This is a genomic window from Xanthobacter sp. AM11 (assembly GCF_047444035.1).
In the GTDB taxonomy this organism is placed as follows: Bacteria; Pseudomonadota; Alphaproteobacteria; order Rhizobiales; family Xanthobacteraceae; genus Xanthobacter.
Window position 1 is genome coordinate 113,099 of sequence record NZ_JBLAOA010000002.1, and the last position, 24,857, is coordinate 137,955.

The following is a 24,857-nucleotide window of genomic DNA, read 5'->3' on the forward strand; positions in this document are numbered from 1 at the left end:
TTGCGGGATTTCCGGGATTTCCGTATATTCCGGATCAAAGGAGAATGCGTCATGGCCTCCATTGTGACCGCGGCCGAAGTCTCCAAGAACTTCGGCGCCTATCAGGACGCCGCCGTGCGCGAGCCGGTGGTAATCACCAAGAACGGCCGCCCGCGCACCGTGCTGCTGGCCTACGAGGACTTCGTGCGGCTGTCGAAGCGCGACCGCCGAGTCGAGCGCACCGCCGAGTTGAACGACACCGAGATCGCCGCAGTCGAGGCGGCCGAGATGACGCCGGAGCCCGACCATCTCAACACCCCCGGCACGCATGCTGCCGACTGAGGTCAGGGTCGGCTGGATCTTCCGCTACGCCTATCTCTGGGACCGGCAGCACCGCGAGGGCCGGGAGGAGGGCGACAAGGACCGCCCCTGCCTGGTGCTGGCCATCGTCATGACCACCGAGGAGGGCGCACCGGTGGTGCGCGTCCTGCCGATCACCCACACGCCGCCGGCCGATCCGGCCGACGCAATCGAAATCCCGGCCGAGGTCAAGAGCCGCCTCCGGCTCGACGCCGAGCGCTCCTGGATCGTGCTGACCGAAAGCAACCGCTTCACTTGGCCGGGTCCGGACCTGCGCCCCGTCGAGAGCGACAGCGGCTATTTCGGCGCGCTGACGCCCGGGCTCTTTGCCGAGGTGAAGCGCCGCTTCGTGGCGATCGCGCGCGGCGAGGTGGCGACCACGCGGCACGCCAGCGTGCCGCGCACCGACTGATACCAACGGCCATTGAGGGTGACTCTCAGGGGCTTTCGGTTGAGTGCGATCTCTGATTCCATGGTGCGGGGAGGATTCGCGTCATGGCCTCTGCGGTGAAGCTTCGGACGGACTACTCGGCTTCGGATTTGCGGCGGCTCGCCGCAGCTTCGAAACACGCCAGCCAGAGCCGGCGGCTGCTGTCGCTGGCAGCGGTCCTTGATGGGATGGATCGCGCCGAGGCGGCTCGGATCGTCAGACCCTGCGCGATTGGGTTCACCGCTTCAACGCGCTCGGCCCCGACGGGCTGCGCGACATCCGCCCCAAGGGCCACCCGCCCCGGCTGTCGAAGGCGCAGTTGGCCGAACTCGCCGAGATCGTCGAGACCGGCCCCGATCGCAGGGTCCACGGCGTCGTCCGGTGGCGGCGCCTCGACCTGAGGAAGGTCGTCGCGGACCGCTTCGGCGTCGCATACCACGAGCGAACCATCGGCAAGATCCTCAAGGCGATCGGCTTCTCGCACATCAGCGCTCGCCCCCGTCATCCCGGACAGGACCCCAAGGTCATGGAGGACTTCAAAAAAACTTCCTTCGGACCCTGAACGCCCACGTCGGGCACCTGCCGAAGGGGCGCCGCATCGAGGTCTGGTTCCAGTGTATGGTTCGCCTCCGGTTTGCAAGAAGAAACGACGGCCCAGAAGACCCTGCTTCAGCGTATCCGGCTTGTTTGAGGGCAGATCATGCCCGAGCCACAATGGGAGCCGCTGGGATGCGTTCCTTACAAGACGACCAGATCCTTTGATCTCCTGCCACTACCAGGTTTCGCATATCCAGTTGAAGCAGAGAAACAATCTACTGGAACCATCAGGTTGCGCATCCGATCATATCCACGGTGCCATCGTTTTCCTCTCGCAAGTCATTCGAACAAGCCTTATGCAGGGCGCGGTTCGAAAATCGTATTGTGGGTTAAAAGTGCCCAAATGACACGTGCGACCTTATTTGCACATGCGACAACAATCTTGTTTGTATGCATTCCTCGCTCGACCAGACGGTCCATGAACACGGTGATCCCGTTCTCTCGTTTCTTCCGGTTGTAGAACGCTGATCGCATGCCATGAATCATTAACGTTCGGACGTAGGTGTTGCCGCGTTTCGAGATACCGAGCAACGTCGTCTTTCCCCCGGTCGACTTCCGCCTTGGAACCAACCCAAGGAAGGCGGCGAGATCGCGCCCACTTCGGAAATCGGCGATGTCGGCGACTGCGCTGAACAAGGCAGTGGCGACGATGATGCCGATACCGGGCACTGAGAGCAGGGCTTTGCAGATGGGATTGGCTTTGGCGAATTCAGCGAGTTCCGCGTCGATTGACTCGACACGCGCATCGAGCGCCTGATATTCGGCGGCCAAGGTTGCAAACAATGCACGGCAGACAGGGTTGAGTTGGATCTCCTCTTTGGCTTGCAAGTCGTCGAGAAACCGTTCGAAACGCATCCTGCCCGAACCGAACACCAATCCGCGTTCGCGAAGCAAGCCTCTGATCTGATTCACGATCGCTGTACGCGCCGTGACGAGACGCTGTCGTACCCGGTGAAGAGCTTGGATATCGAGCTGCTCCTGCGACTTAACGCCCACCGCGTGACGGCCTGGGCGCTGAGCCGCTTCGGCAATCGCCAGTGCATCATTCCAGTCATTCTTTTGGGCTTTCGCAAATGGTCGGACGCTTTCCGGGGTAAGAAGTCGGACGGCATGTCCCATTGCAATGAGTTGGTGTGCCAGCCAGTGAGCACCCGAGCACGCCTCGAATGCAACGTTCAAGTACTGCCCCGCCCGATCTCGAAAGAAGGCGATCAGCCCTAACCGCGTGAATTGCTTGCGCAAGACGATATCGCCGTCAAGACCCAATGCGACCAGATGGAAAGTGGCCTTCCCGATATCAATGCCAATCTGCTTGAACTGCATGATGTACCTCCGTTGCTGGACGGACTGATTATCCGCCAGAGGGAGGAGGCGAACCATCCCATAAGACGAGGCCCGGATCGGTCAGAAGAACGGCATCGTCCGGCAGTGGGCGCGGCGGGGAACGCGGCCCCGCCAGGCCGCCGACCAGCGCTACGACAATGCCTGGCTGTTCGGGGCGATCTGCCCGGCGCGCGGCGTCGGTGCCGCCTTGGCCCTGCCCTATATCGGTACCGAGGCCATGCAGATGCATCTCGACGAAATCTCGACCATGGTGGCTCGGGGATCGCACGGCGTGCTGCTGCTCGATCGCGCCGGATGGCACACCACGAGGATGCTCTGCATCCCGAAGAACATGACGCTGATCTTCCTGCCGTCGCGATCGCCGGAGCTGAACCCGGTCGAGCAGATCTGGCAGTATCTGCGATCGAACTTTCTCTCCAACAGCGTCTTCGAGACCTACGCCGACATCGTCGATGCCGCCTGTGAAGCTTGGCGCTGTCTCACCGAAAACCCAGAAACCATCACATCCATCGGCAGGCGCCAATGGGCGCACATCGGTCATTCATAAGGGCCGTTGGTATGAGCAGCGCGGCGGCCGATGTGCCGCGTGGCGCGTCATGGCGCCTCGTCGCGACACAACGCCCAGTCCGCGCCGGCGAACCAGCACGCCTCCGGATCCGGCGCGCCCTTCCAGATGAGGCTGCGCACGGCGTCGATGCCCCCCGCGGCAAAACTCTGGCGCAGGCGCGCGACGTCTGCCGCATCGCCCGCGCCGACCGCCCCCTCGGCGCACACAAAGTAGGCCGGGCTGATGGCGCGCGCCGCAAAGCCGACGCCGCGCCGTTCGATCCGCAGCGCCGCGCCGCGCTCGCTGTGCCGGCCGCCGGAATTGGGCCGCTGGGGACCGGGCACCCCGAGCGGGAACACCAAGCGTCCCCCTGGCGACAGGCCCTCGATCCAGCGGTCGGCGGGACGGGAAACCGCGAAGTTCACGTAAACCCCGTCGGCCGACGTTTCGGGCCAGCGGCTGCCGTCGCCACAGACGACGCGCACGTTCGGGCGACCGGACAGCGACGCCGCGGTGCGCCTGGCCAGAGCGGGGTCGAACTCGACCGCCGTGACCTGGCCGGCGGGACCCACCAGCTCGGCCAGAACCGCGCTGTAGTAACCGGCGCCGGCGCCCACATGGACGATGTGCGCGCCGGGCTTCGGCCCGAGCGCCTTGAGGAGCTTGGCGTGCAGCGACGGGCTGCCGTTGTTGACGCCCCGGGCGGGGTCGAGGGCGACGACGAGGTCTTGGTAGAGGACCACCGGATCAGTGCCGAGAATGGGCCGGTAGCCGTCGAAGGGCGACGATGCCGTCCATGGCGACGGCCCCAGGAACGCCTCGCGCGGCACGGTCGCAAAGGCGGTTTCGATTGCGGCGTTGTCGACGCCGAGGATGGCCAGCATCTGGCGGGCATAGGCCCGCCGCGCCACGGCGAGCTCCGCGGCCGAGAAGGCGGATCGGATCTCGTCCGGAAGCGGGGAGGAGGCGTGCAGGCGGCGTCCTCTCGTCGATCTCGGCGCCGGCGGGCGCGAATATTTGGGCTCCAGGCCACGAGATCGCCGATTTGCCGGCGGCTGTCCATGACAGCCGATAAGGGACAGTTATCGATAATTAGAAACCTGGGAACCGAGTGTCGCTATGGCGGAAACTATTCCCATATCTGCAAATAATCGGCGGACCCCGGACCTGTCGGTGCGAACACAACCGCGCTGGTGCCGCGCCATTCGGTAATCTGCAGCTCGGTCTCTTTTAGACGGCGCCACAGCGCTCCGATGTCGCCACGCTCCCTGGCAACCTCTGCCGTCATCCACGTTTGTAGCTCGCCCATCCGAGTGCCGTCCGGCTGGATGACGCTGCGAGCATCGCGCCAATAGTCGTCATCGATCTGGGCGAGACTGAATTCAAAACCCGGGAACGCTCGGGTGAGGGCAGGGACCAGCGCCGAATCGGCCGACGCCGGATCAAGCCCGGCCAGCACGGTTTCGAGCGATGCGACGTCGGGTATACGAACAGAGGCCATCATCTCGATTGGCCGCCATCGGTCCAGGGATTGAAAAGCGACACGCCGAGCGGCGCAGAGTCCTTAGTGTTGCGGGTGGCCAGCACGAGATTGCGGTCGAGTGCCGTAGCGGCGAAAAACCCGTCCATCACGGAGAGCGAAAGGCCGCTCATGCGGGCCTCCGCCATCAGATCCCCCCATCGTCCGGCAATCGCGGGGTCGATAGGCAGGATACGACCAGCGAAGCGCTCTGGGAGATCCTGTGCAAGCCAATCGGAGAGCGCGGTGCGCCGCCGGCCGTCATCCATCAATGCGATCCCACGCTTGAGCTCGGCGATCGAGGCTACACTGATGTAGGTCCGGTCCTCGTCGATCGCATCGAGCCAGGCAAGAACCCTGGGGTCGGGCGCCGGTCGCCGGACCTCCGACAAAACATTGGTGTCGAGCAGAACATTCACAGGTCTGGGTCGCGCGGCTGGTCACGGACGCGCTCGAGATCGACGTCTCGCAGCGGTGATGCAAGCAGGAACTCGGCCAGCGTGCCTTTGCGCGCCGTCTTGCGGGACCATTCCTCCGCCGAAACGACAACGACGCTCGGCTTGCCGTGCCGTGTAATGACCTGGGGGTCGCGTTGCGCGCGCTCGATGACCTCGGACAGGCGCGCCTTGGCATCGGCGACCGTCCAGCTCTCCGATTGATCGGGTGCGGACTTTCTGAGCGTTGCCATGAGCTCCCCCACAATGACCATAATGACTAATATAACCATATATGGCCGGCGTGGGTTTTTCAACGTGCAATCAAATGCGAGCGCCGAGGCAGGAGCCGCGTTCCCCCCAGGGAGATACCGGACGCGCAACGAGAAGCACCAACCTGCCGTCCGTCCCCTCGGGCGCTGCTCGAAGCGGGAACTGAAGGGAAGGGGAGGGGAGGGGCCTAGGTGCCCCCCGGTCCAGACGACCCTACGACTTGCCCGCCAAGAGCTGCCTACGTGCGATTCGACCTGATCACGGGGCACGGACCGAACTCGACCAGAGGCGTCATACTGTCTAAATTTCGATAGTATGAGACGGCACCGGCTCTCGGCAGCTGTGTCGCCCGGCCCATCAACCGCCCTGTAGGCTGCGGAGCCTCTTGAAGATATCGGGCGCAATCTTGAATTCGCGCGCCTGTCCACGCCCCATCGAATTCTTCACCATCGTCTCCGTCAAGATCTTACGGCTAACGAGCTGATCAATCGTCTCGGTGACGCCGCCTCGTGTTAGCGACGTCAACTCAATTATATTGGTTAACGTCAGGCGCTGATTGCCCTGATGCATATAATAGAGGACGCTCATCATTCCGATTTGCTTCAGGCGCGACTGAGGGGTCTCATCGTCGAGCGGATTGTCGAGGATCAGCCGCAAGATAAGCGCCGAGAACGAGAGGCTGTGCCATTCGGCGTCGAGGGCTCTTGGCATCGGCTTAACTGCTCTATATATGATAGTTAACCGGATATGAGATTGCGGCTGACAAGCCTTTCCGGGGTCGTTTCGGGAGGGTGGAAGGCATGAATTCCCCTACTGCCAGGGCGCTTTCCTGCGCATTCGTATTGCTGTCATCCTACTGCATTTCCAGCAGTAAAGCGCGCGCGGACGATTGGGGCTGTCAGGTTCTCCTTTGCCTTTCGAACCCGGGCGGTCCGATGCAGTTCGCCGAATGCGTCCCTCCTGTTCAGAGGCTTTGGAACGAACTCGCCAGAGGACGCCCCTTTCCAACCTGCAGTGGAATCGGATTCCAAGCGTCCACGCCTGGATACGAACCGTACTCATGCGAGGCTGATTACCGCGTGACCGCACGGTTCGGCCCCCAGGGGCAAGAAGCGGCCCGTGTGTCGGCGACACGCCAGGTGGTCGACACCAGCCAATGCACATCAGGGGCTGGCAATGGGACCGCGCGCTGGGTGTCGAGCAGCGGCCAGCGCCAATGCATGGCTTATGTAACGGCTCGGCCAAGCGTGCGCTCGCAACCCCACTTTGTCGACGTGACGATCGACGGCATGGCCACTCAGCGGGTGTGGTTCTAGGTCATGCCCGTCGCATTCGCCGATCTTGCGCAGACTTGCGCCCCGACCGTTCAGGTGGAGACCCTCGCGGCGGTCGTGAGCCTCGAAAGTGGCTTCTCGCCGTTTGCCATCCGCATCAACAGCGGCACGCCCCTGCGCGACCCGCCGAACAGCAAGGCGGAGGCGATCGAGGTTGCCAGCACGCTGATCGCCCAGCATCTGGACGTCGACCTTGGCCTTGGCGGCATCAACGTTGATGACCTTGGCCGCCTCGAACTCACAGTCGCCGATGCGTTCGACCCCTGCCTGAACCTGAAGGCGACCGCCCGTCTGCTCGACCGTTATTACCGGGTGGCGATCGGCAGTGGCGTCCGCCCTGCCGCGGCGGTCACTGTGATGCTGCAGGCCTATTACGGCCGCGGCGACGCCTCGGTCGGCGAAATGGCCGCTTACGACAAGCAAGTGCATGAAGAGGCAAAGCGTCTCGCGCCGAAGCTTGCTTCACTCACGATCGGCTCCGCTGGCCGGTCCACCACAAAAGATCGAGCAGGGGAGGGGTCGGCACTGCCGCCTCCGGCTGCCGCACCACCAGTCGCCCGCCGTGAAGCGAAACCGGCGTCCTGGGATGTTTTTGCAACAGCGCGGAAATCCTCCGCTCTCGTCTTCCAGAACGAACAATCGGAGTGAGCCGAATGAGTAAGAGAGTGCGCGTTCGCCCAGGCGCAGCCATCATGCTGGTGGCGACCGTATTTGCGATCGGGATGGCGGAACCGGCCGCCGCCCAGGCAACCGGAGGCGGTATCGAGACCGTTCTGCAGAACATCGTCACCCTGCTCACGGGCAATGTCGCCAAGCTCCTGGCGACGATCGCCGTGATCGTCGTCGGCATCGCCTGGATGTTTGGTTATTTGGATTTGCGCAAAGCTGCCTATGTGGTGCTGGGGATCGGCATCATCTTCGGAGCAGCTCAGCTCGTCAGCACGATCTCAGGCGGCTGACGGCCATGACGAAGACGGTGCCCCTCGAGGAGGACACACTGTTCCTGGCCTGCACACGGCCGGCGATGGTCGCTGGCGTGACCATGGAGGCCATGGGCGTCAACGTCATCCTGACCACGCTGCTCTACATCCTCGCAGGTTCCATTGCCTACGCCCTCGTCGGCGTCGTGTTTCACCTCGTGTTCAAGACCCTGGTGAAGCACGACCACAACATGTTCCGCGTCCTGCTGGCCTGGGTTGAAACCCGCGGCCGCTCGCGCAACGGGGCCTTCTGGGCCGGCACGACCCTCACGCCCCTCAAGCTCGTGAGACGCTACAACGAAAAGGACCTCGGCCTTGCCTAGCGTCGCCATCGTCAAAGCCCGGGAAGCTCGAGCCCGAAACCTTTATCCCGTATGTCCGCCACGTGGACGAGACGACGATCGCGCTCGATTCCCGAGCGATGATGGTCATGATTGCCCTCGACGGCGTGTCGTTCGAGACCGCCGATCCGCTCGACCTCAACGATCTTCACCGCGATCTCAACACCCTCTACCGCAATCTCGCCGACGAACGCCTTGCGCTGTGGACCCACATCATCCGCCGCCGCGACAACGACTATCCCGATGGAGCGTTCGCCAATCCCTTCTCCGCGACCCTGAACGCAAAATATCGCGCCCGCATGGTGGAGGAGGACCTGTTTCGCAACGACCTCTATCTGACCTTGCTCTGGCATCCAACCCGCGATCCCGCTGAGAAGATGACGAAGCTCCTGTCCCGCCTTCGCAGGGCGCGCAGGGCGGGACGGGAGCTCGACGAAGAAGCGCTGAAGCAGCTCCACGACAAGGTCACCGACGTGACCGCCGGCCTCAAGCGTTTCCAGCCGCGGGTCCTTTCTCTCTACGAGCACGACGGCCTGCTGTTTTCAGAGCCGAGCGAGGTGCTGCACCAGATCATCGGAGGCCGGCGGGAGCGGGTGCCCCTCACGGAGGGACGGGTTTCATCTGCGATCTATTCCGACCGTGTCATCATCGGGCGCGAGACGGTGGAGATCCGCCACGAGGCCGAGACCCGCTATGCGGGCATCTTCAGCTTCAAGGAATATCCCGCCCGGACGAGGCCCGGCATGCTCGGCGGCGTCCTCACCACGCCGTTCGAGCTTATCCTGACGCAGTCCTTCGCTTTCGCCTCGAAGGCCGATGCCCGGATCATTCTCGGACGCAAGCAAAACCAGATGGTGAGCGCCGGCGACAAGGCGAGTTCGCAGGTCGAAGAACTCGATGGCGCGCTGGACGATCTGGAATCCAATCGCTTCGTGCTGGGCGAGCATCACCTAACGCTGTCGGTCTTCGCCCCCTCGGTGAAGGACCTCACCGACAATCTGGCGAAGGCACGCTCTCATCTGACCAACGGCGGTGCCGTTGTGGCGCGCGAGGACCTCGGGCTCGAAGCAGCCTGGTGGGCACAGTTGCCGGGCAACTTCCGCTATCGAGCCCGCTCCGGCGCGATCACGTCGCGCAACTTCGCTGCGCTGTCACCCTTTCATTCCTATCCGGTGGGCAGGAAGGAAGGCAACGAGTGGGGACCGGCCGTCGCGATGCTGAAGACGGCCTCGGGCTCGCCGTTCTATTTCAACTTCCACCATGGTGATCTCGGCAACACCTTCGTGTGCGGCCCCTCTGGATCCGGCAAGACCGTCATCCTGAACTTCATGCTCTCGCAGCTCGAGAAGCACGATCCCCACATGGTGTTCTTCGACAAGGACCGTGGCGCCGACCTTTTCGTGCGGGCCGCCGGTGGCACGTATCTGCCGCTGAAGAATGGTGTGCCGACCGGCTGCGCGCCGCTGAAGGGGCTCCAGCTTACACCGGAGAACAAGGTGTTCCTGGCGCAATGGATCGCCAAGCTTGTCGGTTCGAAGTCGCGTGAGCTTTCCGTGAGCGACCTACGCGACATCGCCGGCGCCGTCGACGGCCTCGCGGACCTCCCGGTCCAGCGGCGCACCATCGGCGCGTTGCGCACCTTCCTCAACAACACCGACCCGGAGGGCATTGCCGCCCGGCTGCGGCGTTGGGAGAGGGGAGGGCCCCTCGGCTGGGTCTTCGACAATGAGACCGACGACATCGGCATCGGCGCCAAGTTCCTCGGCTACGACATGACGGATTTCCTCGATAACGAGGAGATCCGCACGCCACTCATGGCCTACCTGTTCCACCGGGTGGAGCAGTTGATTGACGGCCGCCGCATCATCATCGTCATCGATGAATTCTGGAAGGCGCTGCTCGACGAGGGCTTCCGCGATCTCGCCCAGAACAAGCTCAAGACCATCCGGAAGCAGGGCGGTCTCATGCTGTTCGCGACACAGAGCCCGCGCGACGCCATCGCCTCGCCGATCGCCCACACCATTATCGAACAATGCCCCACGCAGATCTTCATGCCGAACCCACGCGGCAGTCATGTCGACTACGTGGATGGCTTCAATCTCACCGAGCGGGAATATGAGCTCGTCGCGCGCGAGCTGTCCCCGGAGAGCCGCCGCTTCATCGTCAAACAGGGGCACAACAGCGTCGTCGCCGAGCTGAACCTCACCGGCTTCGACGACGAGCTCGCCATCCTTTCCGGCCGCACCGCCAATGTGGAACTGGCCGACGCGATCCGCGCCGAGGGCGGCAGCAGCGAGACCTGGCTCTCCCTGTTCCAGCAAAGAAGGAGTGCCGGCTGATGTCCACACGCACCATGCTGCTGGCGGCCACGGCCGCGCTCTGTATCTCCGCCGGCGCGGCCGATGCGCAGGGCATCCCCGTGATCGACCAAGCCGCCCTTGCCAAGCAGCTGGAGAGCATTGCGCAACTCAAATCCCAGCTCGACACTTTGAACCAGCAGCTTCAGCAGGCCCAGCAGCTTTATGGCTCGCTCAACAAGCTGACGAACATGGCCGACGTCGCGAGCGTGCTCAACGATCCCTCGATCCGCAAGGCCCTGCCACAGGACTTCAATGCGATCGAAGGCCTGCTCCAAGGCTCCGGTTCCGGCGCCTTCGGCGAGTCCGCCTCCAAGTTCCTGCAGGAGAACTCCACCTACCAGACCAGCGCCAACGACTTTTATGCGCAGGAGTTGTCCCGCATCCAGAAGAAGAATGCCGGCCAGATGAGCCTTGGCCAGCAGATCTACGACGCTGCCACGAAGCGAATAGACGGTATCGATCAGCTCCGGCAGCAGATCTCCTCGGCCGGCACCTCGAAGGACGTTGCCGACCTGCAGGCTCGGCTCCAGGCGGAGGCGGCGTTCCTCCAGATCGATGTGGTGCGCATGCAGGGGCTACGCATGGTGCAGCAAGCACAAGTGCAGGTCGACGAGCAGCGCAAGGCCGAGGACTGGCGCAAGCGCATCGACACGATGAATGCAGCGCTGCCATGAGGAGGATCTTGGCCCTGTTCCTGATGCTTCCTCTCGCCGGCTGCTTCGAGCCGGGGGAGGGGATCCACGCCGTCAGCGATTATCTTTCCGATGATGCCTTGCGTGCCGGGCAGTTGGCGAAGTGCCGTGAGAATCCGGGGCAGCTCGCCGAGACCCCCAACTGCAAGAATGCGAACGAAGCGGATGGAAAGGCCCGCCTCCAGCGCATGAACAAGGCGCTGGGAGGGTAGGGCATGTATCAGGTCTTCTTGTTCCTCGACGACCAGTTCAAGGCCCCGCTCGAGACCTTCATCAGCTCGGGAACTTCGGGCATCGCCTCCTGGGTGACGGGGCCGCTGACCGTCGCCCTGACGCTTTACGTTGTCATCTACGGCTTCCTCGTCCTGCGCGGCTCGATCCCTGAGCCGATCATGGAATTCGCATTCCGGGCGATGAAGCTCGCCATCATCCTGATGCTGGTGCAGAACGCGTCGAACTATCAGACCTATGTCTCGAAGGTGTTCTTCGAGGACCTGCCGGCCGAGATTTCGGGTGCCCTCAACACCGGTTCGGCGCCGAGCGCCTCTGCCTTCGACTCCCTGCTCGACAAGGGCCAGAAATCAGCGAACGACATCTGGGCTAAGGGATCCTGGCCCGTCGACATCCTGACCGGCGCGGCCGGGCTGGTGGTCATCGTCATGACCTTCATCGTCGCGGCGATCGGTTATGTGGTGTCGCTTTATGCGCGCGTCGCGCTCGCGATCGTCCTGGCCATAGGTCCGATCTTCGTCGTCCTGGCCATGTTCCAGTCGACCCGCCGGTTCACCGAGGCGTGGATCGGCCAGATGGCAAACTTCGTCATCCTGCAGGTCCTCGTCATCGCCGTGGGGTCGCTGCTGGTGACCTGCCTGGATGCCACGTTCGCCACCATGGACTCGTATGCCGACGTGCTGATGCGGCCGATCGCGCTCGGCGCCATCGCGCTTTCCGCCCTCTACGTCTTTTACCAACTGCCCGGGATCGCGTCCGCGCTTGCCGCGGGTGGGGCGTCGCTGACCTACGGCTATGGCGCCGCGCGCGATGCGCATGAAGGCACGGTCGCCCGAAGCACCAGGTATGCGGCCCGCGCCGTCGGCCGAGGCTTCCGCGCCGCGGGGCGCAGCTTCCGATCGGGCGGAGCCGGCTGACGCCGTTTCCTGAGAGCAGAATTCAAAGGCGGGTGGTGCATGTTGCGTATGTCCCTGTTGCTTTGCGTGGCGTCGGTTCTCAGCGGATGCGCATCGCTGTCCTATCCCTTGCCCAAGTGCGACGGCTACGCACGCCGGCCGCTCAACCGCGCCATGTGGCAGTGGGAGGGCAGCGCCGGTGTGAAGGCGCAATCTGACGCTGCGCCTCTGGTGCCGAGCCGTGCAACGGCATTTGCCGATGAGCGGCCGACATCGCCGCCTGGTCCGTTTGCGTATCTTGACGTCGCAGGTTCCTACCGATCTTGCACGGGGCGGGGATGATGGTGACCAACGACAGCCTCAAAAGCTATTTTGAGAAGGCGCGGCGGTTCGATCAGGACCGGATGATCCGAGCGGAGCGGTCGGCACGGGTCGCCTGGTTCGTGGCGATCTGTGCCAGTATCCTGGCGGCGGCCGCGGTCTTCGCGGTCGCCGGCCTGACCCCGCTGAAGACCGTTCAGCCCTTCGTTGTCCGGGTCGACAATTCCACGGGCATCGTGGATGTGGTCTCGGCGCTGACCTCGACGGCGGGAGCCTACGACGAGGCCGTCACCAAATACTTCGCGGCGCGATACGTCCGGGCACGGGAAGCCTATGTCTGGAGCGAGGCGGAAGAAAACTTCCGCACCGCTTCCCTGCTGTCCACCCAGGCGGAGCAGCAGCGCTTCGCCGCACTTTACCGCGGGAGCAACCCGGAATCGCCGCAGAATATCTATGGGCGCAAGGCCACCGCCCGGGTCAACATCGTCTCGATCTCGTTGATCAATCCGCATGTGGTGTCGGTCCGCTACATCCGCACGGTCACCCGCGGAGAGGATGTGCGCACCACCCATTGGGTGGCGACGCTGACCTTCGCCTATGTCAACGCGCCCATGTCCTCGACGGATCGCCTGGTCAATCCCCTCGGGTTCGTCGTGAGCGAATACCGGGCCGATCCGGAGGCCATCAATTGAAGCGCGCCGTACTCGCCGCAGTGGTCTCGGTGTGCCTCGCCTCAGCCGCACAAGCGCTCGAGACGCCCTCCAGCGCGCCTCGGGACAACCGGGTTCGATTCGTTGATTACGAGCCCTACAACATCACCAGGATCGTGGGCTCGCTGCGCTCTTCGGTTCAGGTGGAGTTCGCCGAGGACGAGGAGATCGCCCATGTGGCGCTCGGCAATACGGTCGCCTGGGAGGTCGCGCCCGCCGGGAACATCCTGTTCCTGAAGCCGCGCGAGAACCAACCCGTGACCAACATCTCGGTGGTGACAACGCGGCGCAATGGGGCAACGCGCAGCTATCAAATGGAGCTCACGGTGCGCGACGGCTCGGTCGCCTCGGGTCAGCCCACCTATTTCTATGTGAAATTCCGCTATCCGGCCGACGATGCGGAGCGCAGGCGCCGGGACGCAGCCGCGCGGGCACAGGCAGCCCAGGCCGGCTATGCCGACAAGGTGCTCACCTTCCACGAGCAATATGGCCCGCGAAACTGGCGCTATTCGGCGCAGGGCTCCCCCGCCCTCGAGCCCGAAGCGGTCTACGACAACGGCAAGCTCACGACCTTTGCCTTCACCGGCAATCAGGAGATGCCGGCGATCTACATGGAGAGCTCGGACGGGACCGAGAGCCTCGTGCCGAAATCGGTCGAGGGTGACCTAGTGCTCGTCCAGGCCATCAGCCGCAAGTTCATCCTGCGACGCGGTGGCGACGTGCTCTGCATCTTCAACGAGGCCTATGACCAGGTCGGGATCAACCCGGGTACCAACACGACCTCTCCCTCGGTTGAGCGGGTTGTGAAGCCACAAGCGGCGCCCAGAGCGCAATAGGGGCTGGCGATGGCGGACGAAATTGATAACGGCGTGCCGGGAGAGCGAGGGCAGGCAGTCACCGGCCGGCGGCAGGATAATCCGCTGCTGAAGCGCGGCGCCGTGGTGCTGGCCGTCATCGCATTCGTCGCCTTTGCCATGTGGTCGATGCGAGATCGAGGACCGCCGACGGACGCCGAGAAGCCGGAACGTGTCGTCATCCGGCAGACGACGGATTTCGAGCCAGCCCGTCAGCCCGCACCCCCGCCCGCAACCGCGCCGGAGGTGAAGTTGCCGACACCAGTCGTCGCACCGCAATCTGCCCCGCCGGAGGATCCGATGCTCGATGCCGCCCGTCGCGCCCCGGTGATGGCGTTCGGCGCACAGCGCGGCTCACAGAATCGGCCACAAACTGCCGGCGTTCCGGCCGACGCCAGCACCAGCTATGTGCCGCCAAATGCCGCTCGCGGCAGCTTCAACGGTCCCGGCGAGAACGAGGACCAGCGCTTCGGCCGGATGATGACGCCGACACGCCTCGAAGGGTCACGCGCCGGCACGCTGGGAAATCGAGACTTCATCATCGCCATGGGCACGTCGATCCCCTGCATCCTGGAGACCGCCCTATCCTCTGACCAGCCGGGCTTCGCCAGCTGCGTCATCAATCGCGACGTGCTGTCGGACAACAGCCGCGTCGTGCTGATGGAGAAGGGCACACAGGTCATCGGAGAGTATCGCGGCGGCCTGCGCCGGGGACAGGCTCGCCTCTTCGTGCTGTGGAATCGGGCCAAGACCCCGAAGGGCATCATCATCACGCTCGCCTCGCCCGCGACCGACGCTTTGGGCCGGGCCGGCATGGACGGCTATGTCGACACCCATTGGTGGGAGCGCTTCGGCAGCGCCCTGCTGCTTTCGATTGTCGGCGATGCCGCCAACTATGCGCAGGGCCAGCTCCAGCAGGGCGATATCCAGGTCCAGAACAGCGCCAATGCGGGCCAGCAGGCGGCGGCCATTGCGGTCGAGCAGTCCATCAACATTCCGCCGACGCTGGAGAAGCACCAGGGCGAGCTGGTCTCCATTTTCGTCGCTCGCGACCTCGACTTCTCCAGCGTCTATGGCCTGCGCGTCACAGAGCCGCGAAACACGATCTATGATCGCGGCGTGCTCGGAGACTTCAGCCCTCGCTCCACGCTTGTCACCAAGTAGGCGAGGGGAGGGGATGAACGATGCCGCCGATGTCGGCGTTGTCCGCGAGCTGCTCTCACCCATCGGGCACTTCCTGAAGGATGAGTCCTTGTATGAGATCGTGGTCAATCGACCGGGCGTGGTGCTAACCGAGGGGCCCGTAGGATGGCGGAAACATGACGTGCCGGACCTCACTTTCGAAAAGCTGATGCGCCTCGCACGCGCCGTCGCGAGCTATTCGCACCAGGCCATCGACGAGGCCCACCCGCTCCTGTCCGCCACGCTGCCGGACGAGCACCGCATCCAGATCGTCATTCCGCCCGCCACCACCAAGGGCACGGTCAGCATCACACTTCGCAACCCATCGGCGGTGACGCTGACGCTCAACGATCTTGAGACAGCGGGGCTCTTCTCAGAGGTCAGCCCACTCACTGACGAGCTCAGCGTCACCGATACGCGGCTGCTCGGCCTCTATCAGGCCGGCAACTACATGACCTTTCTCCGGGAGGCTGTGCTTGCGCGGAAGAACATCATCATCTCGGGTGCGACGAGATCGGGGAAAACAACCCTCTCAAAGGCATTGATTCAGCATATCCCGGAGGACGAGCGCCTCATCACAATCGAGGACACGCGAGAGCTTGTGATCCCCCAAGATAACCACGTGCGGCTGTTCTATTCCAAGGATGACCAAGGGCTCGCAAAGATCGGTCCGAAGGAGCTCCTTGAGGCTTCACTGCGCATGCGCCCGGATCGGGTCCTGCTCCAGGAGCTTCGTGATGGAACGGCCTTTTACTACATCCGCAACGTGAATTCCGGCCATCCTGGCTCGATCACGACGGTGCACGCGAATTCAACGCGGCTCGCGTTTGAGCAGCTCACCCTGCTCGTCAAAGAATCCGACGGCGGCCGCGACCTGGAGCGCGGCGATATCCGGGATCTGCTGAAGATAGCAATCGACGTCATCGTTCAGTGTAAGCGAATAGGTGGGCGCTTTCGGGTGACGGAGGTCTATTTCGACCCACCCCGGCATCATGGAGAAGATGAATAACTTCTATTGCGGGGGAGTACATGGGCGCGTTGCTAAATCAAGTTCCGGACGGACTCGACCCCACTCTTCAGTTGTACGTGGCAGGGGCCGCCAACTACTCGATGGGGATCACTTACCACCCTCATCGGTTCCACCGCTGTGAAACCACGTTCCATCACTTTTTTTTCATCAGACTGGTGCAATCTGCCAATGAGGCAAATGGCTCGACCTTGACTGGAATCCATAATATCGCCGTTTCCTTGATATCATCAACTTCTACTAGATGCCCTTCTATAAGTGTTTTGATCGCATACGAACTTATTAGATCACCGGACTCAACTCGTATCATAATCATATTCTCAATCGCCTTCAGCTTTGCTTTCCCCACTTCAAAATTAAGGACATAACTGTCGTCATACAAAACTATTGATCCAAATTGTGCGAGTTGGCCACACAGAATGTCCACAATCTCAGTCGGTCGATTGTGGTAAAACGATGCCTCTGATAGGAAAACAGACACAGGTAACACTCCACTATCCAACTGACACACTAATTTTATTAGCCACTCGATCGTCGTAACGAAAGCTCTCGAAACACTGTCCGCCGACGTCCATTGGAGAGATCGTTCTGATTCAGGCTCGTCTTTGCAAAATGCCCGGATGCTATTGGATTGACTCCAACTCTTGGAACCCTCGGTTTCGCGCTGTGATGATGGCATCGGGGTCAGCGCGCCAGATGAAGGGCTTTGGGGTCTGGTTGTGTTCTCCGATGAAGCGGTTGATGGCTGCCTGGAGATCGACGACGGACCGGAAGACGCCATTCTGCAGCCGGCGGCGGGTCAGGATGGCGAAGAAGCCCTCGACCGCGTTCAGCCACGAACTGGACGTGGGCGAGAAGTGGAACGTCCAGCGCGGATGGCGATCAAGCCAGGCCCGCACCTTGTCGTGCTTGTGGGCGGCGTAATTGTCGAGAATGACGTGGATCAGCCTGCCGGCCGGGATGTCGCGCTCGAAGGCGTTGAGGAAGCGGATGAACTCCTGATGCCGATGGCGCTGCATGTTGCGTCCGAATACCGCGCCGGTCAGGACATCGAGCGCGGCGAACAGCGTGATCGTGCCGTTGCGCTTGTAATCGTGGGTCAGGGTGGCGCCGCGGCCTTTCTTCAGCGGCAGTCCGGGCTGGGTACGGTCGAGCGTTTGGATCTTCGACTTCTCGTCGAGGCTCAGCACCAGGGCATGGGCCGGCGGGCTGACGTAGAGCCCGACCACGTCGTTGAGCTTCTCGGCAAAGGCGGGATCGTTGGAGAGATTGAACTGCCGCCGGCGATGCGGGGCCAGGCCATGGGCCTTCCAGATCTTCTGCACCGTGGAGACCGCCAGCCCCGCGACCTTGGCCATGGCCCGCGTGGTCCAGTGGATGGCCTCATGGGACGGCGGCTTCAGCGTCATGGCGACCACGGCCGAGGCCCTGTCTGCCGCCACCGGCGGCTGGCCCGGCGGCCGCGTCTTGTCGCGCAGCAGCCCTTCGACGCCTTCCGCCATGAAGCGGGCCTGCCAGCGCCAGACGTTGATCTTCGCCGTGCCGGTCTCAGCCACGACCGCATGGGTGCCGACGTCGTCCGCGCTTATCAGCATGATCCGGGCGCGCCAGACGTGTTTCCGGGGCGTATTGCGATCCGAGACCGGAACGTCAAGCCGCCGACGGTCGGACTCATTGAGGATGAATATGATCCCGTTGCGCATGCGCCAGCTCTCCCAGATCACCCTCTCAATCGTCGTCGTTGTCGTCCCGCCCGTGGCGGATGCGCTCAAGGCTGGCGGGGTTGTATTTGGCCCTGAGGCGCGCGCCCTGCCCGTTGGTCGCCCGGACCTTGTAGCAGCCGTCGTCGGAGCGAATGGACAGGACGGTCCAGCCCTCCGCCTCGAGCTTCTTCTGGAGCACGTCGCGGGGCTGCCAGTCGGCGAGGGGCACAGTGCAGTCGCGGTCGGCCGCCGCCGGCCCTGCGGCGAGACAGACGGCGAGCAGGCAGCCTGCAAGCCATGTACTTTTCACCTTGTCGCTCTCCTCCGCACGCCCCGCGCTCAGGTAAAACACGCGGAGCTGACGCCCACCTGAACGCCGGGATACATTCTGCCGCCCCATCATCAACCGGCCGCGCTAAGATCAGGGGCCGATGAGTTTGACTCACCGGCCGCAGGTGCAAGCCCGCGCGGCGCTTGAGCGAGCCCCTCTCGGCAGCGGTCAAAGACAAAAGGCCGTTGGTATAAGTTGGCGTGCCGAGGTGACAGATGCGTATCCTGCTGGTCGAAGACGATCCCGTTCTGGGCATGGCCGTGCGTGACCAGCTGGTCGCGGACGACCATTGCGCCGATTGGGTGACGCGCCTCGACGAGGCCGGCGCCGCCCTTCACGCCGCCGCCTTCGAGCTCGTCCTGCTCGACCTCATGCTGCCGGACGGCCGCGGCGCCGACTTCCTGAAGCGGCTGCGCAGCGCCGGCGACGTGACGCCCGTCATGGTGCTGACCGCGCGCGACCAGATCTCCGATCGCATCGCGGCCCTTGACGTCGGAGCCGACGACTATCTGGTGAAGCCGTTCGACCTGTTCGAGCTGAGCGCCCGCATCCGCGCCGTGGGCCGGCGCTATGCGGGCAATCCCAACCCGCTCGTCACCCTCGGAGAAATCGAGGTCGATCTCGCCGCCCGCTCGGTGCGGCGGGCGGGGCGCGTGGTTGCGCTCACCGCCCGGGAATGGTCCCTGTTCGAGGCGTTCGTGCAGCGGCCGCACCAGCTCATGTCGAAGCCGCAGCTGGAGGAACGGCTCTATTCCTTCGACGCGGAAGTGGAGAGCAACACCATCGAGGTCTATATCGCCCGCCTGCGCAAGAAGCTCGGCGCCGACATGATCGAGACCGTGCGCGGCATGGGCTATCGCCTCGGCACGCCGGGAGCGGGCGCGTGAGCGGCCCTCGCCAGTCCCGCCGGTGGAGCCTGGGCCGGCGCCTCGGGCTGTGGCTCGCGGCCTCGGTCGCGGCGCTGTGGCTCGCCGCGGCCACGGTGGCGGGACTGGTGCTGTGGCACGAGATCGGCGAGGTGTTCGACAGCGCGCTGCAGGAGGTGGCGCAGCGGGTGCTGCCGCTGGCCTATTCCGAGCTGCTCTCCCGCGAGGCCGGGGACGCCCCGCAGCACATGGCGCCCATCGGGCCCCACCGGGAATACATCACCTATGTGGTGCGCGACGGCGCGGGGCGCGTGCTGCTCCAGTCCAGCGACGCGGAGCAGATGGCGATTCCACCGGGCCTCGCCCCGGGCTTCCGCACCACCGATCGCCTGCGCACCTATACCGAGGCCGCGGTGCGCGGCACCATCGTCGTCACCACGGCGGAGGAACTCGGGCACCGCGCCGCTGCGGTGCGGCGGGCCGTGATGGCGCTGATCTGGCCGCTCGTCGCCTTGGTGCCCATTGCGCTGGCCGGAGTCTGGCTCTCGGTCCGGCTCGCGCTCAAGCCGGTGCTGGCATTCGGGCAGGCTATCGCGGCGCGCGGCCGCGGCAATCTCACGCCGGTGCCGGCGGACGGCCTGCCGGAGGAGATGGCGAGCGTCGCCGCCTCGGTCAACGCGCTGATGGAGCGCCTGCGCGGGGCGCTGGAGGCGGAACGGGGCTTCACCGCCAACAGCGCCCACGAACTGAGAACCCCCATCGCCGCCGCGCTGGCGCAGACCCAGCGCCTGCTGGCCGAACTGCCCGAAGGCGCCACCCGCCAGCGGGCGCGGGACGTGGCCGGCGCGCTCCGGCGCCTGACCCGCCTCTCCGAGAAGCTGCTGCAGCTGGCGAAGGCCGAAGGCGGCGGCCTTCTGGCCGAGCACCCGGCGCCGCTCGGCCCGGTGCTGCGCCATGTGATCGCCGAACTCGACCGCCAGACCGACCGGGGCGCCGACCTTGTGGTGACGATCCCCCCGGACGGCGGCCCGGTCAGCGATCTCGACCCGGATGCCTTCGCCGTCCTCGCCCGCAATCTCATCGAGAACGCCCTGAAGCACGGCGCGCCCGAAACCCCCATCCATGTGCGGTTGAGCGCTGACGGCTTCGCGGTCGCCAATCGCTGCCCGGTGGTGCCGGCCGACCGGCTGGCGGCGCTGCTGCGCCCGTTCGAGCGGGGGCCGACCCAGGCGGAGGGCTCCGGCCTCGGCCTCGCCATCGCCGCCGCCGTGTGCCGTGGCGCCGGGCTGAAGCTCGATCTTGCCTCGCCGATCCCGGCGGAGGCAGACGGCTTCCGCGTCACGGTGCGTTTTCCCGCCCCGATCCTGACGGGAAGCTGAACGCAATTCCACGGGCGCTTCAGGTCGCCGTCAGGTGCGTGCACGAGGGTGAACCCGGTCAACACCAACCAGCCGGGAGGCATCCATGAAAACGCGCACCCTGATCGGAGCGGCTCTTCTCTTGTCCACCACGGGCATCGGCATCGCCATGGCGGCGTCGGACCTCCCTTCCCTGTCGCTGTTCGGCCACGAGCGGCACGAGCGCCGGGAGGCTTCCGGCCCGGACGGCGCCATGCGCTTTGCGGACTCGAAGTCCGAGCGCAAGCGCGATGGCACGCACAATCGCCGTCACCGCGAAGATGACGACGACGATGACGACGATGATGACGACGACCGCCGCGGCGACCGCAGCGCCCTGCCCCAGACCGGCCCCGCCGATCCCAACGCGCCGATGCCCGACAACGGCCTCTTCAACGGCAAGGCCCGTCCCAAGGTCGAGGTGCAATGAGCCCCTCCCCGCTTTTCCCTTCCAGGAGCCGACCGATGAAATTCGTTCTCCCCGCCGTGGCCGCCACCGCCGCGCTGGTGGCCCCCACCCTCGCCGAAGCCAGGCAGGTCACCTTCGAGACCGCGCTGAAGCGCTACGGCGGCAATGGCGCCTACGTGGTGCTCTACGTCACCGACGCCGCCGGGGCCTACAAGGGCACCTTGTGGATGGCCGGCGGCAAGGCGAAATACTACCGCCACCTCTCCGATTGGCAGCGCGCCTCCGGCGGGCGGGCGACCGAGATCGACGGCATCACCGGCGCCAGCATCGGCTCCGGCAAGACGCTGAAGATCACCCTCGACCTCGCCGACGCCATGATCGATGCCGGCTACAAGGTGCATGTGGACACCTCGGTCGAGGACGGGATGGACAATCCTTCCGAGGTGGTGGTGCCGCTCGCGGCCACCGCCTCCGGCAAGCCTTTTGCCGGCAAGGGCTACGTCAAGTCCCTCACCGTCACCTTCTGAACGACAGGGGTCTTTCCATGCTGCGCCGTCTTCATGGGTTGCCGGGCGTCGTGCTTGCGCTCGGCCTCACGGTGGTCGCCGTCACCGGTGCCGTGCTCTCGCTCCAGCCGGCATTGGACCGCGCGGCTGCTCCAACGGTGCCTGCGGGCACCAGCGTCGCAGGCCTCGCGGCGCAAGTCGCCGCGCGGCACCCGGGCATCAGCGCCATCCGCCAGCGGCCGGATGGCAGCATCACGGTGGCCTTCGACGACGGCGACGCGCGCGGCGTGGAGCGGGTCGATCCGGCCACCGGCACCGGGCTGGGACCCTATCAGGTGTCCGAGGCGACGCGCTTCATCACCACGCTCCACCGCTCCTTCCTGGCCGGCGATGCGGGCCGGGCGGCGGCCGGGCTCGGTGCGCTGGCCATGCTGGCGCTGAGCGTGTCCGGTACGCTGCTTCTCGCCCGCCGGCTCGGCGGCGCGGGGGCGCTGCTGCGGCCGATCCGCGGCACGCCGGCCCAGCGCTGGCACGGCGAGCTGGGACGGCTGGCCGTCGCCGGCCTCGTGCTGTCCTCCCTCACCGGCCTGTGGATGTCCGCCGGCACCTTCGGCCTCATCCCCGAGGCGCAGGGGGGCACGGCCGCCGTCACTGCGAGCGGCGACACGCCGGCGCCGGTGGGCACGCTTGCCGCGCTGCGGTCCGCCCCCCTGGCAGAGCTGCGCGAGCTGAGCTTCCCCGATCCCGCCGACCCCACCGACGTCTTCACCTTGCGCACCGCCGCCGGCGAGGCGCGGATCGACGCCGCCACCGGCGCGGCCCTGGCCTTCGCCCCGGCCACCGGGCTGGAGCAGATCAATGATCTTGTCCGCACCCTTCACACCGGACGTGGCGCGTGGCTGCTCGGCCTGCTGCTGGGGCTTGCCTCGGCCGCCGTGCCGGTGCTGGGCGCCACCGGCATCATCCTCTGGGCGCGCCGGCGGGCGGCCCGTCCACGCGTCGCGGCGAATGCACCCGCGCGCGGCGCCGATACGGTGATCCTCGTGGGCAGCGAAGGCAATTCCACCTGGGGCTTCGCCGGCACCCTGCATGCCGCGCTCACCGCCGCCGGGCACCGGGTGCACATCGCCGCCATGAACGATGTGGGCACGGCGCATCTTGCCGCCGACCGGCTTCTGATCCTCACCGCCACCTATGGCGAGGGCGATGCGCCCGCCTCGGCCAAGAGCTTCCTGTCCCGCCTCGCGCGCTTGCCGGGGCGTCCGCCGGTGGCGGTGCTGGGCTTCGGCGATCGCAACTTCCCGCACTTCTGCCGGTTCGCCCAGGAGGTCTCCGAAGCGCTGGAAGCCAAAGGGTGCCCGCGCCTTCTGCCCATGAAGCGGGTGGACCGGCGCTCGGCCCAGGAATTCGCCCAATGGGGGCAAGACCTCGGCGCCGTGCTGGGGCACGATCTCACGCTCTCCCACGTGGCCGAGCCGCCGAAGACCGTGCCGCTGATGCTCGCCGGGCGTGAGCTTTATGGCGAGGCGGTGGGCACGCCGGTGGCGATCCTGCGCTTTGAGGCCCCACGCGATCCGCGCACCGGCGCACCCGGCCGCCTGCCGTCCTTCGAGGCGGGGGATCTGGCGGGCATCGTGCCGCCGGGGGACACCATGCCCCGCTTCTATTCGCTCGCCTCCTCCACCCGCGACGGGGTGCTGGAGATCTGCGTGCGGCTGCGCGAAGGCGGCCTGTGCTCCACCTTCCTGCACGCGCTGGCCCCGGGTGGCGCGATCAACGCCTTCATCCGCGAGAATCCGGCGTTCCGCCCGACGGAAGGGCGCACGCCGCTGATCCTCATCGGTGCCGGGGCCGGCATCGGCCCGCTCGCCGGATTCGTGCGCGCCAATGCGGCGGGACGGCCCATGCATCTCTACTGGGGCGGGCGCAGCGCCGCCTCCGATTTCCTCTATGAGCACGAGCTGGCCCAGCATCTGGCGGAACGGCGCCTGACCTCCCTCAAGACCGCCTTCTCGCGGGATGTCGAAGGGGGCGCCTATGTCCAGGACCGGATCGCCGCCGATGCGCCGCGCCTGCGGGAATTGCTGAAGCAGGGCGCGCAGATCCTGGTGTGCGGCGGCCGCGACATGGCCGAGGCGGTGACCCGCGCCTTGGAGCCGGTGGTGCGCCCGCTCGGCCTCGACCTTGCCACCCTCAAATCGTGTGGACGCTATGTCGAAGATGTCTACTGATCTGGGTGCGATGGCGCTCCATCGCCACGCCCTGAGCGGCCCCGCCATGGGATCGCGCTGGTCTGCCGTGTTCCATGCGGGCGGCGATGTGGACGAGGCGGCGCTGACCCGTCGCCTCCAGGGCGCCGTCGAGCAGGTGGAGCAGCAGATGTCCACCTGGCGGCCGGAGTCCGATCTGGAGCAGCTCAACGCCGCGCCGGTGGGAACCTGGGTAGCGATCCCCCGCGAGCTGGCGCATGTTCTCGCCACGGCCCTGGAGATCGGCCGCCTGTCGCAGGGGGCGTTCGATATCGGCGTGGGCGATCTGGTCAAGGCATGGGGCTTCGGCGGCGGCGCGCGCGTGCCCGATGGCGGGCGCATCGCCGCGATTGCCGGCCGTCCCTCGTTCGAGCCGCCGAAGGCGCTTCAGCTCGATCCGGCAGGCTGCCGCGCGCGCCGGCTGGCGCCGCTGCGGCTCGACCTCTCGGGCATTGCCAAGGGCTTCGGCGTGGACGAACTGGCGCGGGAGATGAGGGCGGCGGGCCTGTCCTCCTGGCTGGTGGGCATCGACGGCGAGATGCGGGCCGAGGGCACGAAGCCCGATGGCCGACCCTGGACCATCGCCCATGAAAAGCCCACGCCGGGGGAGCGGGAGATTCTCGGCGTGCTGGAGCTGTCCGGCGCCGCCGTCGCCACGTCCGGCAGCTATCGCCACCAAAGGCAGGTGGCGGGGCGGGCGGTCTCGCACACCATGGACCCGTTTCGCGGCGCGCCGCTGGAGAACGACCTCGCCGCCGTCACCGTGCTCGCCGACACCTGCATGGCGGCGGATGCCTGGGCCACCGCTTTGATGGTGCACGGGGCGGGTGAGGGCCCGGCGCTCGCCCACCGCCTTGGCCTCGCCGCGCTGTTCGTGCAGACCGATGGGGAAGTGGTGACGACGTGGCCATGCAGGTAAGGATGATTGGGACGCGGAAGCACTCCAATACCGAGAAGGAAACGACCAAGGAGGGGCATGTGGCAT

The 24,857-nt window shown here is 65.3% G+C and carries 29 protein-coding genes and 3 pseudogenes; 23 read left to right on the top strand and 9 right to left on the bottom strand.

Going from position 1 to position 24,857, the window contains the following annotated elements; translation table 11 throughout:
• Positions 1 to 51 precede the first annotated feature (51 nt).
• The 3 genes and pseudogenes from ACI7BZ_RS21530 to ACI7BZ_RS21540 all read left to right on the top strand — a co-directional run.
• Positions 52 to 321 (top strand): type II toxin-antitoxin system Phd/YefM family antitoxin, encoded by a 270-nt coding sequence (locus tag ACI7BZ_RS21530; RefSeq protein WP_282639153.1) that lies wholly within the window; start codon positions 52 to 54, stop codon positions 319 to 321.
• Positions 308 to 751 (top strand): plasmid maintenance toxin (PemK-like), encoded by a 444-nt coding sequence (locus ACI7BZ_RS21535; protein ID WP_282639152.1) that lies wholly within the window; start codon positions 308 to 310, stop codon positions 749 to 751. The genes ACI7BZ_RS21530 and ACI7BZ_RS21535 overlap by 14 nt, the downstream gene beginning before the upstream one ends.
• Before the next feature lie 83 nt (positions 752 to 834).
• Positions 835 to 1,438, top strand: a pseudogene (locus tag ACI7BZ_RS21540) (helix-turn-helix domain-containing protein); the annotation flags it as partial.
• A 222-nt stretch (positions 1,439 to 1,660) separates the two neighbouring features.
• Here the strand turns inward: ACI7BZ_RS21540 and ACI7BZ_RS21545 are convergent.
• A complete protein-coding gene (locus ACI7BZ_RS21545) occupies positions 1,661 to 2,689 on the bottom strand; it encodes an IS110 family RNA-guided transposase (RefSeq protein ID WP_282639151.1) in 1,029 nt (342 codons plus the stop codon).
• Positions 2,690 to 2,753: 64 nt separating this feature from the next.
• Here ACI7BZ_RS21545 and ACI7BZ_RS21550 point away from each other — a divergent pair.
• Positions 2,754 to 3,257 (top strand): annotated as a pseudogene (locus ACI7BZ_RS21550) (IS630 family transposase); the annotation flags it as partial.
• 47 nt (positions 3,258 to 3,304) lie between these two features.
• Here the strand turns inward: ACI7BZ_RS21550 and ACI7BZ_RS21555 are convergent.
• From ACI7BZ_RS21555 to ACI7BZ_RS21575, 5 genes are all read right to left on the bottom strand, one after another.
• Complete coding sequence (locus ACI7BZ_RS21555) at positions 3,305 to 4,168, bottom strand: protein-L-isoaspartate O-methyltransferase family protein (RefSeq protein WP_414119275.1); 864 nt, start codon at positions 4,166 to 4,168, stop codon at positions 3,305 to 3,307.
• A 218-nt stretch (positions 4,169 to 4,386) separates the two neighbouring features.
• Positions 4,387 to 4,761, bottom strand: a complete 375-nt coding sequence (locus tag ACI7BZ_RS21560; RefSeq protein ID WP_282639149.1) for a hypothetical protein — start codon at positions 4,759 to 4,761, stop codon at positions 4,387 to 4,389.
• Positions 4,758 to 5,195 carry a type II toxin-antitoxin system VapC family toxin gene (locus ACI7BZ_RS21565; RefSeq protein ID WP_414119277.1) on the bottom strand — a complete coding sequence of 146 codons (438 nt, stop codon included), beginning with the start codon at positions 5,193 to 5,195 and terminating at the stop codon, positions 4,758 to 4,760. The genes ACI7BZ_RS21560 and ACI7BZ_RS21565 overlap by 4 nt, the downstream gene beginning before the upstream one ends.
• Positions 5,192 to 5,464 carry a type II toxin-antitoxin system Phd/YefM family antitoxin gene (locus ACI7BZ_RS21570; protein ID WP_414119278.1) on the bottom strand — a complete coding sequence of 91 codons (273 nt, stop codon included), beginning with the start codon at positions 5,462 to 5,464 and terminating at the stop codon, positions 5,192 to 5,194. Before ACI7BZ_RS21570 ends, ACI7BZ_RS21565 begins: the two co-directional genes overlap by 4 nt.
• Before the next feature lie 376 nt (positions 5,465 to 5,840).
• Positions 5,841 to 6,194: a MarR family transcriptional regulator gene (locus ACI7BZ_RS21575; protein ID WP_282639146.1), complete on the bottom strand. Its 354-nt coding sequence runs from the start codon at positions 6,192 to 6,194 to the stop codon at positions 5,841 to 5,843.
• A gap of 89 nt (positions 6,195 to 6,283) precedes the next feature.
• Here ACI7BZ_RS21575 and ACI7BZ_RS21580 point away from each other — a divergent pair, with 89 nt between their 5' ends.
• The 13 genes and pseudogenes from ACI7BZ_RS21580 (at position 6,284) to virB11 (ending at position 16,393) form a co-directional block, all read left to right on the top strand.
• Complete coding sequence (locus ACI7BZ_RS21580; protein ID WP_282639145.1) at positions 6,284 to 6,799, top strand: hypothetical protein; 516 nt, start codon at positions 6,284 to 6,286, stop codon at positions 6,797 to 6,799.
• A gap of 3 nt (positions 6,800 to 6,802) precedes the next feature.
• Positions 6,803 to 7,465, top strand: coding sequence for a lytic transglycosylase domain-containing protein (locus ACI7BZ_RS21585; protein WP_414119279.1), 663 nt, complete (start codon positions 6,803 to 6,805; stop codon positions 7,463 to 7,465).
• A gap of 5 nt (positions 7,466 to 7,470) precedes the next feature.
• Positions 7,471 to 7,776 carry a TrbC/VirB2 family protein gene (locus ACI7BZ_RS21590; RefSeq protein WP_282639143.1) on the top strand — a complete coding sequence of 102 codons (306 nt, stop codon included), beginning with the start codon at positions 7,471 to 7,473 and terminating at the stop codon, positions 7,774 to 7,776.
• A 5-nt stretch (positions 7,777 to 7,781) separates the two neighbouring features.
• Positions 7,782 to 8,120, top strand: coding sequence for a VirB3 family type IV secretion system protein (locus ACI7BZ_RS21595; RefSeq protein WP_282639142.1), 339 nt, complete (start codon positions 7,782 to 7,784; stop codon positions 8,118 to 8,120).
• Positions 8,113 to 10,477 (top strand): annotated as a pseudogene (locus ACI7BZ_RS21600) (VirB4 family type IV secretion/conjugal transfer ATPase). Before ACI7BZ_RS21595 ends, ACI7BZ_RS21600 begins: the two are co-directional and overlap by 8 nt.
• Entirely contained in the window at positions 10,477 to 11,172 is a 696-nt protein-coding gene (gene virB5, locus ACI7BZ_RS21605) for a P-type DNA transfer protein VirB5 (RefSeq protein ID WP_414115037.1), read from the top strand. Before ACI7BZ_RS21600 ends, virB5 begins: the two are co-directional and overlap by 1 nt.
• On the top strand, positions 11,169 to 11,402 hold the full coding sequence (locus tag ACI7BZ_RS21610) for an EexN family lipoprotein (RefSeq protein ID WP_282892389.1): 234 nt from the start codon (positions 11,169 to 11,171) through the stop codon (positions 11,400 to 11,402). The genes virB5 and ACI7BZ_RS21610 overlap by 4 nt, the downstream gene beginning before the upstream one ends.
• 3 nt (positions 11,403 to 11,405) lie before the next feature.
• Positions 11,406 to 12,338, top strand: a complete 933-nt coding sequence (locus tag ACI7BZ_RS21615; protein WP_414115036.1) for a TrbL/VirB6 family protein — start codon at positions 11,406 to 11,408, stop codon at positions 12,336 to 12,338.
• 39 nt (positions 12,339 to 12,377) lie between these two features.
• On the top strand, positions 12,378 to 12,659 hold the full coding sequence (locus tag ACI7BZ_RS21620; protein ID WP_282639138.1) for a hypothetical protein: 282 nt from the start codon (positions 12,378 to 12,380) through the stop codon (positions 12,657 to 12,659).
• Entirely contained in the window at positions 12,659 to 13,330 is a 672-nt protein-coding gene (locus ACI7BZ_RS21625) for a VirB8 family type IV secretion system protein (protein WP_282639177.1), read from the top strand. The genes ACI7BZ_RS21620 and ACI7BZ_RS21625 overlap by 1 nt, the downstream gene beginning before the upstream one ends.
• Positions 13,327 to 14,184 carry a P-type conjugative transfer protein VirB9 gene (gene virB9, locus ACI7BZ_RS21630; protein WP_414119280.1) on the top strand — a complete coding sequence of 286 codons (858 nt, stop codon included), beginning with the start codon at positions 13,327 to 13,329 and terminating at the stop codon, positions 14,182 to 14,184. Before ACI7BZ_RS21625 ends, virB9 begins: the two co-directional genes overlap by 4 nt.
• 9 nt (positions 14,185 to 14,193) lie before the next feature.
• A complete protein-coding gene (virB10, locus tag ACI7BZ_RS21635) occupies positions 14,194 to 15,366 on the top strand; it encodes a type IV secretion system protein VirB10 (RefSeq protein ID WP_414115034.1) in 1,173 nt (390 codons plus the stop codon).
• A 13-nt stretch (positions 15,367 to 15,379) separates the two neighbouring features.
• A complete protein-coding gene (gene virB11, locus ACI7BZ_RS21640; RefSeq protein WP_282892395.1) occupies positions 15,380 to 16,393 on the top strand; it encodes a P-type DNA transfer ATPase VirB11 in 1,014 nt (337 codons plus the stop codon).
• 154 nt (positions 16,394 to 16,547) lie between these two features.
• On the opposite strand, the gene ACI7BZ_RS21645 is transcribed toward virB11, so the two are convergent.
• The 3 genes from ACI7BZ_RS21645 to ACI7BZ_RS21655 form a co-directional block, all read right to left on the bottom strand.
• On the bottom strand, positions 16,548 to 16,892 hold the full coding sequence (locus ACI7BZ_RS21645; RefSeq protein WP_414119282.1) for a hypothetical protein: 345 nt from the start codon (positions 16,890 to 16,892) through the stop codon (positions 16,548 to 16,550).
• Between the two features lie 142 nt (positions 16,893 to 17,034).
• The gene (locus tag ACI7BZ_RS21650) at positions 17,035 to 18,114 is read right to left on the bottom strand and encodes an IS630 family transposase (protein ID WP_414115048.1); all 1,080 of its coding nucleotides are present in this window, start codon (positions 18,112 to 18,114) and stop codon (positions 17,035 to 17,037) included.
• A 25-nt stretch (positions 18,115 to 18,139) separates the two neighbouring features.
• Complete coding sequence (locus ACI7BZ_RS21655) at positions 18,140 to 18,424, bottom strand: PepSY domain-containing protein (RefSeq protein ID WP_282639131.1); 285 nt, start codon at positions 18,422 to 18,424, stop codon at positions 18,140 to 18,142.
• A 236-nt stretch (positions 18,425 to 18,660) separates the two neighbouring features.
• On the opposite strand from ACI7BZ_RS21655, the gene ACI7BZ_RS21660 reads away from it, so the two are divergent.
• From ACI7BZ_RS21660 to ACI7BZ_RS21685, 6 genes are all read left to right on the top strand, one after another.
• Positions 18,661 to 19,332, top strand: coding sequence for a response regulator transcription factor (locus ACI7BZ_RS21660; RefSeq protein ID WP_414119283.1), 672 nt, complete (start codon positions 18,661 to 18,663; stop codon positions 19,330 to 19,332).
• Positions 19,329 to 20,690 (top strand): sensor histidine kinase, encoded by a 1,362-nt coding sequence (locus tag ACI7BZ_RS21665; protein ID WP_414119284.1) that lies wholly within the window; start codon positions 19,329 to 19,331, stop codon positions 20,688 to 20,690. The genes ACI7BZ_RS21660 and ACI7BZ_RS21665 overlap by 4 nt, the downstream gene beginning before the upstream one ends.
• Before the next feature lie 85 nt (positions 20,691 to 20,775).
• Positions 20,776 to 21,138: a hypothetical protein gene (locus tag ACI7BZ_RS21670; RefSeq protein ID WP_414119285.1), complete on the top strand. Its 363-nt coding sequence runs from the start codon at positions 20,776 to 20,778 to the stop codon at positions 21,136 to 21,138.
• Positions 21,139 to 21,173: 35 nt separating this feature from the next.
• Positions 21,174 to 21,644: a DUF2271 domain-containing protein gene (locus ACI7BZ_RS21675; protein WP_282892163.1), complete on the top strand. Its 471-nt coding sequence runs from the start codon at positions 21,174 to 21,176 to the stop codon at positions 21,642 to 21,644.
• Positions 21,645 to 21,661: 17 nt separating this feature from the next.
• The gene (locus ACI7BZ_RS21680) at positions 21,662 to 23,854 is read left to right on the top strand and encodes a PepSY domain-containing protein (protein WP_414119286.1); all 2,193 of its coding nucleotides are present in this window, start codon (positions 21,662 to 21,664) and stop codon (positions 23,852 to 23,854) included.
• Positions 23,835 to 24,791 (top strand): FAD:protein FMN transferase, encoded by a 957-nt coding sequence (locus ACI7BZ_RS21685; RefSeq protein WP_414119287.1) that lies wholly within the window; start codon positions 23,835 to 23,837, stop codon positions 24,789 to 24,791. The genes ACI7BZ_RS21680 and ACI7BZ_RS21685 overlap by 20 nt, the downstream gene beginning before the upstream one ends.
• Positions 24,792 to 24,857 lie beyond the last annotated feature (66 nt).

Coding starts and splice junctions, on each gene's coding strand:
- ACI7BZ_RS21575 (WP_282639146.1), bottom strand. CDS start 6,194: ATGCCAAGAGCCCTCGACGCCGAATGGCACAGCCTCTCGTTCTCGGCG.
- ACI7BZ_RS21560 (WP_282639149.1), bottom strand. CDS start 4,761: ATGATGGCCTCTGTTCGTATACCCGACGTCGCATCGCTCGAAACCGTG.
- ACI7BZ_RS21530 (WP_282639153.1), top strand. CDS start 52: ATGGCCTCCATTGTGACCGCGGCCGAAGTCTCCAAGAACTTCGGCGCC.
- virB5 (WP_414115037.1), top strand. CDS start 10,477: ATGTCCACACGCACCATGCTGCTGGCGGCCACGGCCGCGCTCTGTATC.
- virB11 (WP_282892395.1), top strand. CDS start 15,380: ATGAACGATGCCGCCGATGTCGGCGTTGTCCGCGAGCTGCTCTCACCC.
- ACI7BZ_RS21545 (WP_282639151.1), bottom strand. CDS start 2,689: ATGCAGTTCAAGCAGATTGGCATTGATATCGGGAAGGCCACTTTCCAT.
- ACI7BZ_RS21650 (WP_414115048.1), bottom strand. CDS start 18,114: ATGCGCAACGGGATCATATTCATCCTCAATGAGTCCGACCGTCGGCGG.
- ACI7BZ_RS21590 (WP_282639143.1), top strand. CDS start 7,471: ATGAGTAAGAGAGTGCGCGTTCGCCCAGGCGCAGCCATCATGCTGGTG.
- ACI7BZ_RS21660 (WP_414119283.1), top strand. CDS start 18,661: ATGCGTATCCTGCTGGTCGAAGACGATCCCGTTCTGGGCATGGCCGTG.
- ACI7BZ_RS21680 (WP_414119286.1), top strand. CDS start 21,662: ATGCTGCGCCGTCTTCATGGGTTGCCGGGCGTCGTGCTTGCGCTCGGC.
- ACI7BZ_RS21585 (WP_414119279.1), top strand. CDS start 6,803: ATGCCCGTCGCATTCGCCGATCTTGCGCAGACTTGCGCCCCGACCGTT.
- virB10 (WP_414115034.1), top strand. CDS start 14,194: ATGGCGGACGAAATTGATAACGGCGTGCCGGGAGAGCGAGGGCAGGCA.
- ACI7BZ_RS21670 (WP_414119285.1), top strand. CDS start 20,776: ATGAAAACGCGCACCCTGATCGGAGCGGCTCTTCTCTTGTCCACCACG.
- ACI7BZ_RS21685 (WP_414119287.1), top strand. CDS start 23,835: ATGTCGAAGATGTCTACTGATCTGGGTGCGATGGCGCTCCATCGCCAC.
- ACI7BZ_RS21620 (WP_282639138.1), top strand. CDS start 12,378: ATGTTGCGTATGTCCCTGTTGCTTTGCGTGGCGTCGGTTCTCAGCGGA.
- ACI7BZ_RS21595 (WP_282639142.1), top strand. CDS start 7,782: ATGACGAAGACGGTGCCCCTCGAGGAGGACACACTGTTCCTGGCCTGC.
- ACI7BZ_RS21580 (WP_282639145.1), top strand. CDS start 6,284: ATGAATTCCCCTACTGCCAGGGCGCTTTCCTGCGCATTCGTATTGCTG.
- ACI7BZ_RS21535 (WP_282639152.1), top strand. CDS start 308: ATGCTGCCGACTGAGGTCAGGGTCGGCTGGATCTTCCGCTACGCCTAT.
- ACI7BZ_RS21610 (WP_282892389.1), top strand. CDS start 11,169: ATGAGGAGGATCTTGGCCCTGTTCCTGATGCTTCCTCTCGCCGGCTGC.
- ACI7BZ_RS21675 (WP_282892163.1), top strand. CDS start 21,174: ATGAAATTCGTTCTCCCCGCCGTGGCCGCCACCGCCGCGCTGGTGGCC.
- ACI7BZ_RS21625 (WP_282639177.1), top strand. CDS start 12,659: ATGGTGACCAACGACAGCCTCAAAAGCTATTTTGAGAAGGCGCGGCGG.
- ACI7BZ_RS21570 (WP_414119278.1), bottom strand. CDS start 5,464: ATGGCAACGCTCAGAAAGTCCGCACCCGATCAATCGGAGAGCTGGACG.
- ACI7BZ_RS21615 (WP_414115036.1), top strand. CDS start 11,406: ATGTATCAGGTCTTCTTGTTCCTCGACGACCAGTTCAAGGCCCCGCTC.